10 protein-coding genes are annotated in these 16,049 nt (G+C 70.3%); 8 read left to right on the top strand and 2 right to left on the bottom strand.

What is annotated here, in order from left to right; genetic code table 11:
- Positions 1 to 14: 14 nt before the first annotated feature.
- On the bottom strand, positions 15 to 1,055 hold the full coding sequence (locus tag ACZ32T_RS21855) for an NAD(P)-dependent alcohol dehydrogenase (protein ID WP_467269525.1): 1,041 nt from the start codon (positions 1,053 to 1,055) through the stop codon (positions 15 to 17).
- Positions 1,056 to 1,226: 171 nt separating this feature from the next.
- Here ACZ32T_RS21855 and ACZ32T_RS21850 point away from each other — a divergent pair, with 171 nt between their 5' ends.
- The 8 genes from ACZ32T_RS21850 (at position 1,227) to ACZ32T_RS21815 (ending at position 11,841) form a co-directional block, all read left to right on the top strand.
- Complete coding sequence (locus tag ACZ32T_RS21850; RefSeq protein ID WP_467269523.1) at positions 1,227 to 2,165, top strand: helix-turn-helix transcriptional regulator; 939 nt, start codon at positions 1,227 to 1,229, stop codon at positions 2,163 to 2,165.
- A 69-nt stretch (positions 2,166 to 2,234) separates the two neighbouring features.
- Positions 2,235 to 3,050 (top strand): FadR/GntR family transcriptional regulator, encoded by an 816-nt coding sequence (locus ACZ32T_RS21845; protein ID WP_467269521.1) that lies wholly within the window; start codon positions 2,235 to 2,237, stop codon positions 3,048 to 3,050.
- 204 nt (positions 3,051 to 3,254) lie between these two features.
- Complete coding sequence (locus ACZ32T_RS21840; RefSeq protein WP_467269519.1) at positions 3,255 to 4,574, top strand: ABC transporter substrate-binding protein; 1,320 nt, start codon at positions 3,255 to 3,257, stop codon at positions 4,572 to 4,574.
- Positions 4,574 to 5,533 (top strand): carbohydrate ABC transporter permease, encoded by a 960-nt coding sequence (locus ACZ32T_RS21835; RefSeq protein ID WP_467368450.1) that lies wholly within the window; start codon positions 4,574 to 4,576, stop codon positions 5,531 to 5,533. The genes ACZ32T_RS21840 and ACZ32T_RS21835 overlap by 1 nt, the downstream gene beginning before the upstream one ends.
- Positions 5,530 to 6,384: a carbohydrate ABC transporter permease gene (locus ACZ32T_RS21830; RefSeq protein WP_467269516.1), complete on the top strand. Its 855-nt coding sequence runs from the start codon at positions 5,530 to 5,532 to the stop codon at positions 6,382 to 6,384. The genes ACZ32T_RS21835 and ACZ32T_RS21830 overlap by 4 nt, the downstream gene beginning before the upstream one ends.
- A 37-nt stretch (positions 6,385 to 6,421) precedes the next feature.
- The gene (manD, locus tag ACZ32T_RS21825) at positions 6,422 to 7,636 is read left to right on the top strand and encodes a D-mannonate dehydratase ManD (RefSeq protein ID WP_467269514.1); all 1,215 of its coding nucleotides are present in this window, start codon (positions 6,422 to 6,424) and stop codon (positions 7,634 to 7,636) included.
- Between the two features lie 211 nt (positions 7,637 to 7,847).
- On the top strand, positions 7,848 to 9,872 hold the full coding sequence (locus tag ACZ32T_RS21820) for a GxGYxYP domain-containing protein (protein ID WP_467368448.1): 2,025 nt from the start codon (positions 7,848 to 7,850) through the stop codon (positions 9,870 to 9,872).
- Positions 9,873 to 10,104: 232 nt separating this feature from the next.
- The gene (locus ACZ32T_RS21815) at positions 10,105 to 11,841 is read left to right on the top strand and encodes an RICIN domain-containing protein (RefSeq protein WP_467368446.1); all 1,737 of its coding nucleotides are present in this window, start codon (positions 10,105 to 10,107) and stop codon (positions 11,839 to 11,841) included.
- A gap of 117 nt (positions 11,842 to 11,958) precedes the next feature.
- Here ACZ32T_RS21815 and ACZ32T_RS21810 read toward each other — a convergent pair whose 3' ends face one another.
- Entirely contained in the window at positions 11,959 to 15,906 is a 3,948-nt protein-coding gene (locus ACZ32T_RS21810) for a glycoside hydrolase family 2 TIM barrel-domain containing protein (protein ID WP_467368444.1), read from the bottom strand.
- Positions 15,907 to 16,049: the final 143 nt, after the last annotated feature.

Raw genomic sequence — 16,049 nt, 5'->3', positions numbered from 1 at the left:
GGGACCGGCGGACCTCAGATGGTCGCGGTGTCGATCACGAAGCGGTAGCGGACATCGCTGTTCAGCACGCGCTCGTACGCCTCGTTGATCTCGGCCGCGCCGATCAGCTCGATCTCCGCGCCGAATCCGTGCTCGGCGCAGAAGTCCAGCATCTCCTGGGTCTCCTGGATGCCGCCGATCCCGGAGCCGGACAGGGACTTGCGGCCGCCGATCAGGGAGAAGAGGTTGACGGAGACGGGCTCCTCCGGGGCGCCGACGTTCACCAGCGCGCCGTCCGTCTTGAGGAGGGCGAGGTAGGCGCCGAAGTCCAGCGGAGCCGACACCGTGGACAGGATGATGTCGAAGGTGCCGCGCAGGTCCTCGAAGGTCTTCGGGTCGCTGGTGGCGTAGTAGTGGTCGGCGCCCAGCTTCAGCCCGTCCTCCCGCTTGCGCAGGGACTGCGAGAGGACGGTCACCTCGGCACCGAGCGCGTGCGCGATCTTGACGCCCACGTGCCCGAGGCCGCCCATGCCGAGGACGGCGACCTTCTTGCCGGGGCCGGCGTTCCAGTGCTTCAGGGGGGAGTAGGTGGTGATGCCGGCGCAGAGCAGCGGCGCCGCCTCGTCGAGGGCCAGGCCCTCGGGGATGCGGACCGTGTAGTTCTCGTCCACGACGATGTGTGTGGAGTAGCCCCCGTACGTGGGGTCGCCGTTCTTGTCCAGGGCGTTGTACGTGCCGATGTTGCCCTTGACGCAGTACTGCTCCAGCCCTGCCACGCAGTTCTCGCACTCACGGCAGGAGTCCACCATGCAGCCGACGCCGACGCGGTCGCCGACGGCGAACCTGGTGACGCCGGAGCCCGTCTCGGTGACGATGCCGGCGATCTCGTGGCCGGGCACCATCGGGAAGATGCCCTCGCCCCAGCCGTCGCGGGCCTGGTGGATGTCCGAGTGGCAGATGCCGGCGAACTTGATGTCGATCAGCACGTCGAACTCGCCGACCGCGCGTCGCTCGATGGTGGTGCGTTCCAGCGGAGCCTTCGCGGAGGGGGCGGCGTACGCAGCGACAGTGGTCATGCGGGAATTCTCCTAAGGAGTGGTCCTGCGCCCGGCGGCTTTCGGTCCGGGCACGTCGTCCAGCCTGCCTCGTGTCCCCGCGTTCACCCAGGCCACAGCTATGCCTACGTCCAGTGGTCGTACTACTGGCGGGGTCAGGATGGTGTGCGTACGACCATGGATACTGGACCCATGGAGGAGCAGCCTGTGCCCGAGCGGCAGTCCGCGGATGTCCCCGGTGGCGGTGCGGGGCACGCCCTCGACCGGCGCGCCGAACTCAGCGAGTTCCTGCGCAGCCGGCGGGCGCGGCTCAAGCCCGAGGATGTGGGGCTGCCCGACTTCGGCCGGCACCGCCGGGTCCCGGGGCTGCGGCGCGAGGAGCTCGCTCAGCTGGCCGGGGTGTCCGTGGCGTACTACACCCGCCTCGAACAGGGCAACGGACAGAACGTGTCCGGGGAGGTACTGGGTGCGATCGCGTCCGCTCTGCGGCTGACCGGCGCCGAGCAGGCTCACCTCACGCACCTGGCGAAGCCCAAACAGCACAGGAAGAAGCCGTCTGCGCGGCAGCAGCGGGTGCGCGGCACGCTCTGTCAGCTGCTCGACACGATGGAGGGCGTCCCCGCGTACGTCATCGGCAGGCGCTCCGAGATCCTGGCGTGGAACCGGATGGCGGCGGCGGTCTTCGGCGACTGGTCGCAGCTTCCGCCGCAGGAGCGGAACTGGGCGCGGCTGACGTTCCTGAAGCCGGAGTACCGGGACCTCTTCGTGGAGTGGGACCAGAAGGCCGCTGACATCGTCAGTTATCTGCGGATGGACGCGGGCTGCCGCCCCGACGACCCGCGTCTCTCCGCACTGATCGGTGAACTGTCCGTGAAGAGCGAGGAGTTCCGCCGACTGTGGGCCAGGCACGACGTCAAGGAGAAGACCCACGGCGTCAAGCGGCTGCAGCATCCTCTGGTGGGTGAGCTGACGCTCTCCTTCGAGACGTTCGCCCTGCCCGACGACGCGGAGCAGTCCGTGGTCGCCTATCACCCGGAGCCGGGCTCGGCGTCCGCCGACGCGCTGCGTCTGCTCGCGAGCTGGGGCGCGGACGCCACACGGGCGGGCAGGTCGGTTCCCGAGGGGCCGTAGAGCGAGCCGCTCCTCCGGCCGCGGGAATTCCCGCTCCACCCGCCCATGACCAGCCTGTACGCTGCGGGGATGCAGCCGTCCGCCTCTTCCTCCCCCGCGCGTTCCGGCCAGGCCGCGGCCCCCGAGCGGCGTGGGCTCCTGACGGAGCGGATCGCACGGGAACTCGAGCACGACATCCGGTCCGGTGACATCACGGTCGGGACCAAGCTCCCCTCGGAGCGCGAGCTCGCGACCCAGTTCGGAGCCAGCAGGAACGTCGTACGCGAGGTGCTGCGGCGGCTGGAGGCCCAGCACCTGATCGAGGTGGCTCCGGGCCGTGGGTCCTTCGTGCGTGAGCAGACCTCGGGGCAGGCCAGGGGGTACGACGCGCTGTACCGCGCGGGCCGGCCCACCGTCCGGCAGTTGATCGAAGCCCGGCTGCCGCTCGAGGTCGAGACGGTACGCCTGGCGGCCGAGCACGCGACGGACGAGGACATCGCGGCGCTCAGGTCCGCCCGGGACGCCCTGGAGTCGGCGAGCGACGTCGTGGTCAAGGCCCGGGCCGACATGGCATTTCACGACGCCGTCGCCGAGGCGAGCAAGAACCCGGTGCTCAGGATCATGCTCTCGTCGATCAGCGGAATGATGTTCGAGATGATGCTCCGCTCCAACTCCGACCCCTCGATCGGCGAGCCCGGTGTTCCGCACCACCCCGAGATCTTCGAGGCGATCGAGGCGCGCGACGTGGAACTGGCCGGTGAGCGGATGCGGGAGCACCTGATGCTCGGCCTGCGCACCTACGGCAAGGATCTCGACATCCAGGTCGACGTCATGGCGCGCAACCACATCGAGACCCTGCTGGACGGGACCGGTAACCGGTACGGCGCCGGCAGGACGGACGGGTAGCGCCCTCCGGGCCACCCGCCGTCGCTGAACCCGCCCTTCTGTGATCCGGCCCGTCAAGGGGCTGTTCGGGGCACCTCTCCCCTGCTAACGTCCCTCTGGTCCAACTGGTCCTACCAGTTGGACCGGACAGATCAGGAGCTCCCGTGGCGGCGACACGCCTCAGGCGAGCAGGACGCACGACAGCGCAGAGAGACGAGGACAACGATGTCCACGAGCAGCCAGCTCCTCAGCCGGCGCTCCTTCGGCAGGCTGGCGGCAGGAGTCGCTGGAGCCGCCGCGGCGGGGGCGCTCGGCGCGTGTACGAGCAGGGGCGGGCGGCCCTCCGCCGACACCCCCCTGCGGATCATGGCGATCAACCACGTGTGGTCCCAGGCGATCCGCCGCCGCACGAAGGAGTTCGAGGAGCGCATCGGGCGGCGGGTCTCCATGACCCTGCTCACCGCGGACCAGTTGGCGAGCAGCTACAACGTGAAGCTCAACGCCTCGGGCACCGACGTGGACGTCATGATGGTCCGCGCCCTCCAGGAGCAGTTGCTCTTCGCGCACAACGGCTGGCTGACCGACCTGAGCGACCGTGTCGCCCAGGACGAGGAGTTCGGCTGGTCCGACTTCCAGAAGGCCCCGCGCGAGGCATCGGTGACGGCGGGCAAGGTGCTGAGCGTCCCCGTGGTGACCGAGCGCCCCGCGCTCTACTACCGCAAGGACCTCGTGGAGGACCTCGGGGGGCCGCCGCGCACCCTGGAGGCGCTGATGTCGGCGGCCCGGGAACTCACCGAGAAGAAGAAGGGCTTCTACGGGTACGTCGGCCGGGGCCAGCGCAGCGGCGCCGTGTCCCAGTGGTCCAGCTTCCTGTATTCGCACGGCGGGGACTTCGTCGTGCGGGGCAGGTCCGGCATCGGTACGCCCGAGGCCCTCGCCGCGTACGAGTACTACGGCAGACTCCTGGCCAGGACGGGCCCGCCCGGCGCCACCAACATGAGCCTCGAACAGGCCATGCCGATCTTCGCGCAGGGCAAGGCCGCCTTCTACATCGACGCCGACGCGATCTACAGCAGCTTCCTCGACCCGAAGGTGTCGACCGTCCGTGAAACCGTCGGCTTCGCACCCTTCCCGGCCGGACCGGCCGGCGCCCGGCCGCACAACATCCCGTCCTGGAGCCTGGGCATCAGCAGGTTCAGCCTGCTGCGCGACGACGCCTGGGAGTTCATCAGGTGGGCCGCCGGACCCGAGGTGACCGGGGCCCTCCAGAAGGACGGCATCCCGGGCGCCCGTACGTCGGTGTGGTCCGACCCCGCGTCCCTGGCCTCCTTCCCTCCGGATCTCGCCGAGGCCATGCGGCTCAACGCGGAGCGGGGCCTCGGTTACGACAGGCCCCGGGTCCTTCAGGTCGGCCGGGCCAGGGACATCGTCGGGAGGCCCCTGGTCGCGGGCATCCTCGGCAACGACGTACGGCCCGTGGCCCGGGACGCCGATGCGGAGTTCGCCGATTTCCTCGTCCGCGACAACCGCCACAAGGAGTCCTGATGTCCACCACAGAGGTCTCCCCGGCCCGCCCCGCCGGCACGCCGGGCACACGTCCGGCCCCCGCGCGCCGCCCTCGCACCTTCGAACAGGCCAACCGGCGGCTGAAGTGGGCGATGCTCGCCCCGGCACTGCTGTTCGTCGGCCTGATGATCGTCTTTCCGCTGGTCTACACGGTCAACCTCAGCCTGACCGACGCCTTCGGCGCGGTGAACGCGGGCAAGGCACACGTCGGCCTGCAGAACTTCACCGACGCCCTCGGTGACACCCGCCGCTTCTGGCCCGCGGCCCGGCGCACACTGGTCTTCACCGTCGGGGCGGTGATCCTGGAGACGGTGCTCGGCCTCGCCCTGGCGATGCTCATGCGCAAGCCGTTCCAGGGCATGCGGTGGGTGCGGACCGTGCTGATCATCCCGTTGCTCACCACCCCGGTGGCGATCGGCATCCTCTGGCTGCTGATCCTCGACCCCACCAACGGCATAGCCAACCATCTGCTCGCCGGAGTCGGGCTGCCCCGGCAGGAGTTCCTCGGCTCCGTCAGCCAGTCGCTGCCGACCCTGATGCTCATCGACGTGTGGCAGTGGACACCCATGATGACCCTGTTGCTCCTCGCCGGGCTGACCACACTGCCCGAGGAGCCGGAGGAGGCCGCCCGCGTCGACGGGGCGAACGCCTGGCAGCGGTTCCGGCACGTCGTGCTGCCCATGCTCGGCCCGACGCTCGCCACGGCCCTGGTGCTGCGCGCGGTGGACGCGCTCAAGACCTTCGACATCCTCTACGCCACCAAGGGTGCGGGCGGTGGCTCGGACTTCGAGGTGGAGACCCTCAACGTCTACGCCTACGGGCTGACCTTCGACTACCAGGAGTACGGCCTGGCCGCCGCCGTCCTGGTCCTGTTCACGCTCTTCATCATCGGCGTCGTGGTGCTGCTGCGCCGCCGGAGCGGAAGGAAGACCGCATGAGTACCGCCGTCACCCCCACGCCGGTCCCGGCGCACCTGCGCCGGCGCGCGGTCCGCTCATGGCTGCGCTCCATCGCCATCGCCCTCGTGACGCTGGTCTTCGCGCTTCCCCTGGTGTGGATGTTCGCCGCCGCCTTCAAGACCAACGTCCAGGTGACCGACCCGTCCGTCGGTCTGTGGTTCAGCCCCACCCTGGAGAACTTCCGCAGCATCGTCGAGGCCGGGCAGATCCTGCGGTCGATGGGCAACTCCCTGCTGGTCGGCGTGGTCTCCACCGTGCTCTCCGCCGTCATCGCGGTGCCCGCCGCCTGGGCGGTCGGACGGTTCTCCATGCACCGCACCGGTTCGCTGATCCTGGTAGCGCGCATCGTCCCGGCGATCTCGCTGCTCGTCCCCTGGTATTACCTCTTCGCGCAGATGGGCCTCGTCGGCTCCTACACCGTGCTGATCCTCAGCCAGATGTTCGTATCCGTCCCGCTCATCATGTGGATCATGATCAGCTTCTTCGCCGGCCTGCCGGTCGAACTGGAGGAAGCAGCGCGCACCGACGGGCTGAGCGCCTTCGGCGCCTTCCGCCGCATCGCCCTGCCTCTCGCGGCCCCCGGGACGGCGACCGCCTCCCTGCTCGCCTTCGTCTTCAGCTGGAACAACTTCATGTTCGCGCTGATCTTCGCGGACGACCGTACGCAGACCGTGCCCGTGACCCTCTTCAACTTCATCTCGTACGCGAGCACCGACTGGGGCGGTCTGATGGCCGCCGCGACGCTCATCACCGTCCCCGTCGTCCTGGCCGCCGTCCTCGGACAGAAGTACCTGGTGGCCGGCCTGACCTCCGGCGCCACCAAGGGCTGAACGGCCCTCACCACCGCATCCGGAAGAAAGTACCCCCATGAAAATTGTCGACGCGAAGGTCCTCGTCACCAGCCCCGGCCGTAACTTCGTCACGCTCGGACTGACGACCGACGAGGGACTCACCGGCCTCGGCGACGCCACCCTCAACGGCCGGGAACTGGCCGTGGTCAGCTATCTCGAGGACCACGTGGTGCCCCTCCTCATGGGGCTGGACCCGCACCGCATCGAGGACACCTGGCAGTCCCTGTACAGGGGGGCGTACTGGCGGCGCGGACCGGTGACGATGGCCGCGATCGCGGCCGTCGACGTCGCCCTCTGGGACATCAAGGCGAAGGCCGCCGGCCTCCCGCTCTACCAGCTCCTGGGCGGGGCGAGCCGGGAGCGGGTGGCGACCTACGGCCATGCCAACGGCCGTGACATCCCCGAACTCCTCGACTCGGTCAGGGCTCGCCTCGCCGAGGGCTACCCGGCCGTACGCGTGCAGTCCGGCATCCCGGGGCTGAAGGCGGTCTACGGCGTGTCGAGCACCGACGACAGCGGCTCCCCCGTGCTCCACCAGCAGGCCCGGCCACTGGTGGAGGACTGGGACACCGACGCCTACCTGCGTCACATGCCGGACGTGCTGGAGGCCGTGCGCGGCGAGTTCGGCCCGGACCTGCCCCTCCTGCACGACGCACACCACCGGCTCACCCCGGTCCAGGCCGCCCGCCTCGGCAAGGACCTGGAACCGTACCGCCTCTTCTGGCTGGAGGACTGCACACCGGCCGAGAACCAGGAGGCGCTGCGCGTGGTCCGCCGCCACACCACGACGCCACTGGCCATCGGCGAGGTCTTCAACACGGTGTACGACTACCAGTCCCTGATCACCGAGCAGCTGATCGACTACGTACGTTCCGCCGTCACCCATTTCGGCGGCGTCACCCCGCTGCGCAAGCTCTTCGACTTCGCCGCGCAGTACCAGATCAAGAGCGCGATCCACGGCCCGGAGGACATCTCCCCGGTGGGCATGGCCGCCGCCGTCCACCTCGACCTCGCCGTACACAACTTCGGTATCCAGGAGTACTCGGGCCACACGGCGCTCACCGAGGAGGTGTTCCCCCACGCGTACACCTTCGTGAACGGCCATCTGCACCCCGGCGAGGCGCCGGGCATCGGCGTGGAAATGAACGAGGAACTGGCGGCCGCGCACCCGTACGAGGCGGCGTACCTCCCGGTCAACCGGCTGCACGACGGGACGGTCCACGACTGGTGACCTGATGCTCCCGCCGGCACGGCCTTCCCTGCTCCTCGGGCCGTGCCGGCGGCGCCTGTGGCGGTCCGGCCTCCGCGACGGCGGCCGGCGCGCGGTGCGCCGCCGACCGGTTCCTGCGTGCACCATGGACAACGCCCCGTCTCTGCGGCTACCTTCGCCGAGTATTTGACAACGATGTCACGCCGCCTCTCCCAGGGAGCAGTGATCGCCGATGGTGTCCCGAAGAACCCTTCTGCAGGCAGGCGGAGCAGTCATCACGGCCGGGGGGCTCGGGATCTCCCGGACCGGCCCGGCCGACGCGGCCGAGGCCCGCACCACGGCCCCTCTGCTGCCGTCCTTCGGCCGCCCCGCCCGGCTCGACGTCGCCGACGTCAGTTCCCTCGGCGGAGACGATCAGCTGCTGCTGACGACCCTTCAGGGTGTGGTCAACCGAAGCCGTCCACGCCTCTACTTCAACTTCGACGCGAGCGGTGTCGACCTCCGCTGGCTGCCCGGCACCGGCGCCTCGGTCACCCGTCACGACCGGGCGTCGGACCTCGTCGCCCGCTACCGCGGCGAGACACGCGGCGCCGTCCTGTATGACCCCCAGGTCCCTGACTCGGTGAACGTGGCGACCACACTGGCCGGCCTGGAGAACGCCGTCGTCGCCACGGCCGAACAGGCCCGTGAGTACCGCCTGAAGACCGTCGTGGATCTGCGGGGCCGCTTCGACACGGACGACGTGCTCGCCACCTACCGCTGGCAGCTGGACCATCTGTTCCCGCGCTGCACCCACACCCTGCTGGCCGGGCTGCCCCCCACCCGGACGGTACGGCCGGACGGTGTGCGGTGGCGTGAGATCGCACGGGAGACCGAGCGCGTGCGCGACTCGTCGAACCGGCAGGTCCGCACCTTCGATCTGAGCGCGGAGACCGCAGGCGGGGACGGCGTCTACCTGCGCTTCCAGGACGCGTACGGCGACGACGGCTGGGGCGCTTCGGTGGGGTCGGTCGGAGTGACGGCCGACGGCAACGAGCTGGTCGCCCCGTTCACCCCGGGCACGGCCGCCGAGGTGCCGCACCTCTTCGACGGCTCCCACTCCTCCGTCGGCGGGGACGCCAACCGGTTCTGCGACGGTGACGGGTACTTCATCTACCACTTCACGCCGCCTGCCGGCACACAGCGGCTCCTGGTCGAGGTCGAGCTGTGGAACCAGTACCTCGTCTCCGCCACCACGACCGCGCCCACCAGGGTCGAGCCGTTCCCCTACTTCCGGGACTACGCCGTCGCGAGCCGGGCGATGGTCCTCTGGCTGCCCCCTTCCGGCGAGACGGGCGCGCTCCTCGACGAGATCTTCAGCCGGGTCGCGCCCACCACCCCCTACGCCGGCTGGTTCTCCGACGACGTCGCGGGAGAGTGGGGCGGCGTCGACCGTGCGTCCCGGCACGGCATCGAAGTGGTGCCCGCCGACTACTACATGAACGCCACCGTGCACGCCGGCGTCCCCGCCAAGGTCTCCGGCAGGGTCCCGCCGAGGCCGACGGCCACCCTCCGCAACCGCGTCTACCTCACCCTCACCGTCGGCGAGGGCGACAACATCCAGTACTGCCAGCGCCGGATGCGCACCATCTGGGAGGATCCGATGAGGGGCCGTGTGCCCGTCAACTGGACCGTCAGCCCGCTGCTCGCGGACATCGGGCCCGCACTGCTGGCGTATTACCAGGGCACCGCCACCGGCAACGATCTGCTGATCGCGGGCCCCTCCGGCGCCGGATACACCTACCCCGACTCGTGGCCCGAGAGCGCCCTGGACGCGTACACCGAGCTCACCGGCCGCTTCCTGCGCCGGACCGGCATGGACCTGGTCTACGCGTACAACCCGCGGAACGCGTCAGGCGACGGCTGGATCCCGTTCGACGAACGCGTCGTCCGTTCCTACCGGGAGAACACCCCGGTGCGCGGCATCATCCAGTCCTGGGAGACGGGAGACCTGCAGAGCCGCCCCGCCGGGATCCCCGTGCTAGGCAACTTCTTTCCGCAGGGGAAGGCCGGGGAGTACCGGGACGCGCTGCTTCGGCACATCGAGGGCTGGGACCGCACCGCGCCCCTGTTCGTCGCCGGCGCCGTCAACGCCTGGAGCTGGACACCGAGTGACATCGCCGAACTTCGCGACCTGCTCGGCGAGCCCTTCGAAGTCGTCCGCGGGGACACGTTCTTCGATCTGGTGAACCGGGCGGGAGCGCACCGCCCGCGGTAGAGGAGGGCCCGGCCTCTTCCGGCCTCAGCGGGCGTGTGCCGCGGACTCGGCCCGTCCGCACTCTTCCGGCCCGCATTTACATCGATGTACATTTCCCACCGGCACTCCGGCATCGCCGTGCAGGAATGTCAGGGGCATGCCCAGCCGCCCCGCGTCGCCCGACTCGCCCGACACCTCGCCGCGGCCGCCTCCCCGGTCCGCCGCGGCCCGTCACCGAGAAGAGGAATCCCTGATGCGTAAGCGCCGACCACCACCTCACCCCCGCACCGGGCCGGGGAGCAGCCGGCCCTCCGGTGCGACCGCTTCCCGCCGGCCCACCGGGGCACGGCGGCTCCTGCTCTGCGTGACCTCGGTGCTGAGCCTGCTGGCCCTCGCGGTGCCGGCCGCGGCCGACAGCGCCTCATCCGGCGCCCCGCCCGCGGCCACCGCCTCGCCCACCGCCACGGGCACACCCCTGCGCGACGGTACGGGCCTGTACCCCCGTGCGATCCGGCTGGCCCACAGCGGAGCGGCTGACGGGCGTGTGCTCGCGAGCGTCGTCACCTTCGACGGCGACAACGGCATCGGCGCCATCCACGAGAGCACCGACGGGGGCACCACCTTCCGCGAGGTCGGCCGGGTCGCCGACCCCGAGTCCGCGGCAGGTCAGGGGCTGTGCTGCGCGACCCTGTTCGAACTGCCGCGCCAGGTGGGCGCCCTGGCGCCCGGCACGCTGCTCTGGGCCTCGTCCGCGGGCCAGGACGAACAGGACCGGCGGATGGCGCTGCGCATCTGGCGCAGCGACGACGTGGGACGCAGCTGGTCCTACCTCTCCGCCTGTGCCACCGCGAACGGCACGGGCGGCCTGTGGGAACCGGAGTTCTCCGTCGCCGCCGACGGCGCGCTCGTCTGCCATTACGCCGACGAGACGGACCCCGCCCACAGTCAGAAGCTGGTGGCGTCACGCAGTTACGACGGCGTCACCTGGCAGGGGCACCACGACACCGTGGCCAGCGGCTGGACTCCCGACCGGCCGGGCATGCCCGTGGTGCGCAAGCTGCCGAACGGCACCTATTTCATGAGCTTCGAGATCTGCAACCCCGGCGGCCAGTACCAGTGCGTGGTGCACTTGCGGACGTCGGCCGACGGCTGGAACTGGGGTGACCCGACGGCCCTGGGCAGCCGTCCGGAGACGGTCGACGGCAAGTACTTCAGGGCGGCGCCGACCATCGCATGGGCTCCGTCACCCGACGGCGGGCCGAACGGCCGGATCCTGCTGGTGGGCCAACGGCTGCTCAACCGGGACGGCACCCCTTCGGCGGACAGCGGCCGTACGGTACTCGTCAACACGGAGAACGGCAGCGGCCCCTGGTACGAGATCGACTCGCCCGTGCGGGTGGCCGCACCCGAGGTGAACTACTGCCAGAACTACAGCTCCCCGCTGCTTCCTTCGGCCGACGGCACCCGGCTGCTGCAGCTCGCCACCGACTGGGACGGATCGGTGTGCCGGCCGTACTTCGCGACCGGCTCCCTCACCGGCGGCGGCGACCAGGCCGGTGTGGCGGACGGCGCGCTCTACCGTCTGAGGAACGTCAACAGCGGCCACTGCCTCGACGTGGCGGCGGACTCCCGGGCGCCTGGCGGCAACGTCCAGCAGTGGACCTGCAACGGACTGGGGCCGCAGAACTGGACGCTCCGCGCACATGACGGTGGCCACTTCACCCTGACCGGCCGCAACAGCGGGCACTGCCTGGATGTGGAGAACGGTTCCGCGACGCCCGGCGCGAATGTCCGGCAGTGGTACTGCAACGCCCAGGCGGCCCAGGACTGGCGTCCGGAGAGCGTCGGCCGCGGGTACTACCGGCTCGTCTCCCGGTCCAGCGGCCAGTGTCTCGACGTGGCCGGGGGCTCCCGGGCACCGGGCGCCGACGTCCGGCAGTGGACCTGCAACGGCCTGGCGCCGCAGATCTGGCAGCTGGGGCGGGTCTGAGACCGGTCCGGGACGGCACATGGCCGACGGCCCGCCAGGCAGACCTGGCGGGCCGTCGTGCCGGGTACGGTTCAGCCGTCCCGTTCGCGGTGACGACGCGTCCGGATCGTCACCGGGCTACGCGCCGGGCTCCGTCGCCGTGGGCCGGCGCGAAGCCGCCATGGCGTCGTCCGGGTCACTGAGCGGGCGCAGCCGGTAGGTGTACGCGTAGTCCCGGTCGGCGAACAGCTTGAACTCGTCGTGCGTGTGCGCGCCCCAGCTGTCGTCGCCGCCGACCCCCATCTGCCGGTGGTTCAGGCGCAGGACGACCTCCTCCCGGGCCGTCAGCTGGTAGTCGTGGCGGATACCGGCAGACAGGTCCTCCGGGGTGAAGTGCGAGGCGTTGAACTCGATCAGCGGCTCGCCGGACGCGAGCAGCCCCTTGCCGCTGCCGTCGGTCAGCGCCACCCACCGCACGTCCGTCCTGTTGCCGTTCTCCTGCGGGCGGAGGTAGGGGGTCCGCTTCGCCGGGACGGTGAAGGCGTGGAACCCCACGTCGGTGCCGTTGTCGCGGTCCCAGTAGTTCTCGTCCGGGCCGCGGCCGTAGTAGCGCACGTGCTTGAGCCTGCCGGGCAGGAGGAGCAGGGTGCCCACCTCGGGGATGTACGGGAGGCCGGCCGCGCCCGGGTGCAGGGTGTTGTCGACCTTGATCTCGCCGTTGCCGAAGACCGTGTACGTCGTGGTGCAGGTGGACTCCGTCGAGGTGGGCAGGGTGCCGCGGACGGTGATCTCGACGGCCCGGTCGTCCACCTCGCGCACCTGGACGTCCGTCACCTTCCGGCCACTGCCCGCGTAGCGCCAGGTGCCGTTCCGGGCGGGCTGGCCGTTGCCGACGTCGTTGTCGGTCGGGGCACGCCAGAAGTTCGGGGCCGGCCCCGAGGCGATCAGCCGGTCGCCGCCCGCCTCGTAGGTGGTGATGACACCGCTGCTCTTGTCGACAGTGACGGAGAAGCCCTCACCGGTCACCGTCACCGAGCCGTCGCCGTCCCGGTGGCTCAGCGGGCGTACGGAATCCAGTGGCCTGGGCGTCACGGCCGGGCTGCCGGCGTCGACGGCGATCTGCTGGGCGGCCACCTCGAATCCGGCCTTCGCCCACTTCGTGGACTCCTTGGTGGTGAAGGACAGCTGGAGGAAGTACTCCGTGCCCGGGACCGGGTCGCGGGGCAGGGTGAAGGGGACCGTGACGGTCTTGCCGGCCGAGGGGGCGATGTCCAGCTGGGCGCGGGTGAGCCTTCCGCGCTGCACGGTCTTGCCGTCGGCCATCAGGGCCCAGGCGGCGTCGAATTCCCGCAGGTTGGTGAAGAGGTACTCGTTGCTCACGGTGAAACGCCCGCCGGGAGCGTCGTCCGCCGTCACGTGGATCGCCTGGTGGATCCGCTTGATCTCCGTGGCCTTGCCGGTGTGCCGGCGGTCGGCGGTGACGATCCCGTCGCCGGAGAAGTTGCCGTCGTTGGGGTTGTCGCCCCAGTCACCGCCGTAGGCGAGGAACGTACGCTCGGTGGGCCTGCGTTGCTCGAAGGCGACGGTGGCCGCGTCGAACCAGAAGCGCACTCCGTCGTCGTCGGCGCGCCGGGAGCCCGAGACGATCTCGGCAGCGCTCAGGGCACGGGCGTAGACGCGTGCCCGTCCGATCGTGCCGCTGAACTCGCGGGTCGGGTTCTCCGCGTCGGTGGCGAGCGCCAGTGGTGCGTTGTTGCTGCCGGGCGGCTGGGGCGCGGCCTCGGTGGCCTTGGTCTCGCCGTCGACGTAGAGGGTCAGCGTGGACTTCCCTGCGTCGTAGACACCCGCGATGTGGTGTTCGGTGCCTGTCCAGTCCTTCGGCAGCGTCCAGCTCGCGGTGGTCCACCGGCCGCCGGAGTGGATGAAGAACTCCAGGTCGCCGTCCGTCTGCTTCAGCGCGTACTGGGTGTCGCCCTTGGCGAGGACGGGTTGATGGGAGCCGGTCACCTTCGGAGTGACCCAGGCCTCCAGGGTCAGCGAGCCGGTGATGTCGAGGCCTGCGTCCCGGGCGAAGACCGTGCCCCCGGACACGCCCTTGTCCCGGTCGAAGGTGCCGCCGGCGGCGAGTATCTCCCCGCGCACGGCGCCGGGCCCGGATTCGGTGAACAGTTTGCGGGCCGGTGTGGGCCAGGTGAGTGCCTGATCGGCGAAGTCCCAGATCCAGCCGCCCTGCAGGACGTCGTGACTGCGGATGATGTCCCAGTACTTCTTGAAGTTGCCGTTCGAGTTGCCCATTCCGTGGGAGTACTCGATCAGGACGAAGGGCCGGGTGTCGGTGGTGTCCCGGGCGCGCTGCTCGACCTGGGCGGGTCGGGTGTACATCTCCGAGCGGATGTCGCTGATCCCGGGCCGGTCGTCACCCTCGTACTGGATGACACGGGTGGGGTCGTAGGAGCGGATCCAGTCGTGCATCGCGACGAAGGCCGATCCGGTGCCGGCCTCGTTGCCGAGGGACCAGATGACGGCGCAGGCGTGGTTCTTGTCGCGGTGGACCATGTTCCTGGCGCGGGCCACACACGCCTCGGTCCAGTCCTTGTGGTCTCCGGGGTAGGTGTCGCGGATGCCGTGGGTCTCCAGGTTGGTCTCGCCCACCAGGTACAGCCCGTACTCGTCGGCCAGCTCCAGCCACAGCGGGTTGTTCGGGTAGTGGGAGGTGCGGACGCTGTTCATGTTCAGCCGTTTGATGATCTCGATGTCCGTGACCATGTCCGCGCGGGTCAGCGCCATGCCCCGCTCGGGGTGCATCTCGTGCCGGTTCGTGCCGCGCAGGGAGACGGGCTTGCCGTTGACGCGCATCAGCCCGTCCGCGATCGCGAACTCCCGGAAACCCACCCGGTGCGACAGCGTCTCGGTCACCCTGCCCGCCGGGTCACGCAAACGCAGCACGGCGGTGTAGAGGTTCGGGTGCTCGGCGGACCAGAGCTCCGGCTTCGGCACGGCCTTGGCCGACCGCACGGTCACGTCCTGTCCGGGCGGGGCGGAGCCGAGGTCGGCGGGCTGCCTCAGCGGGCGGGACCAGACGGGGTGCCCGTCGGCGTCGTAGAGCTGGGTCTCCACGGTGTACTCGCCCTTCCCGGGGGCGTCGCCGTAGGCGCGTACGGAGGCGGTGACGGACAGTTCGGCTGCCGTGCAGCCGTCGCTGAGCGGGGTGTCGAGCTTGAAGTCCCGCAGGTGGACGGCGGGCGTGGAGAAGAGGTGCACCGAGCGGAAGATCCCGCTCAGCCGGATCATGTCCTGGTCCTCCATCCAGTCGCCGTCGGAGTAGCGGTAGACCTCCACCGCGATCTGGTTGCGGCCTCGCACCAGGTGCGGGGTGATGTCGTACTCGGCGGAGGTGTAGGAGTCCTCGCGGTAGCCCACCGGCTTGCCGTTGATCCATACGTAGTGTGCGGACTTCACCCCCTCGAACTGCAGGAAGACCTGCCGCTTCGCCCACTCCCGGGGGACGGTGAAGGTGCGGCGGTACTGTCCGACGGGGTTGTAGCGGGTGGGTGCGAAGGGCGGCTGGGCGTCCTCCCCCAGGCCGTTGGGGCCCGACCAGGGATAGGTGATGTTGGAGTAGATCGGGAAGTCGTAGCCGTGCAGCTGCCAGCAGGACGGCACGGGGATGGTGTCCCAGGTGCGGTCGTCGAGGTCGGTCCGGTGGAAGTCCGGGTCGCGGTCGTCGGGGCGGTCGGCGTAGGCGAACTTCCACGTGCCGTCGAGGTCGAGGCGCCACGGGGAGCGTGTCCGGTCGCAGGCCAAGGCCTGTGAGACGTCCGCGTACGGCATGAGGGTGGTGTGGGGCGGTTCCGAACCGACGTCGAACACCGCGATGTTGTTGTTCCACTCCGGGTAGCCGTTGGCCGGCGGGTTCACGGCGGGCGGACCGGAGTCGGCGCGTGCGGCCGCGCCTGTGGGGAGGACCGCGGGGAGAGCGGAGAGGGCGAGCGCGCCGAACCCGGCGGCACCGCCCTCCAGAAGCCGGCGGCGGCTCACGCTCCGGGGCAGGCCGGCCGGCTGGTGGGGGGAAGACGATTGCTGCATGCAGTGGGCCCCTAGGAATGGCCGTACCGCTGTGCGCCGGTGCGGCACACAGCGCGTAGGCGTGTCGAGTTCCGTTCGATGTCGTCGGCGTACCGAACGGGACCTCAGGGTCCGGACCTGCTCCGGTGGCCGCCTTCGCCGGC

It is taken from the genome of Streptomyces sp. NPDC023573 (assembly GCF_055559735.1).
This window is presented reverse-complemented; position numbering and strand designations above follow the sequence as displayed.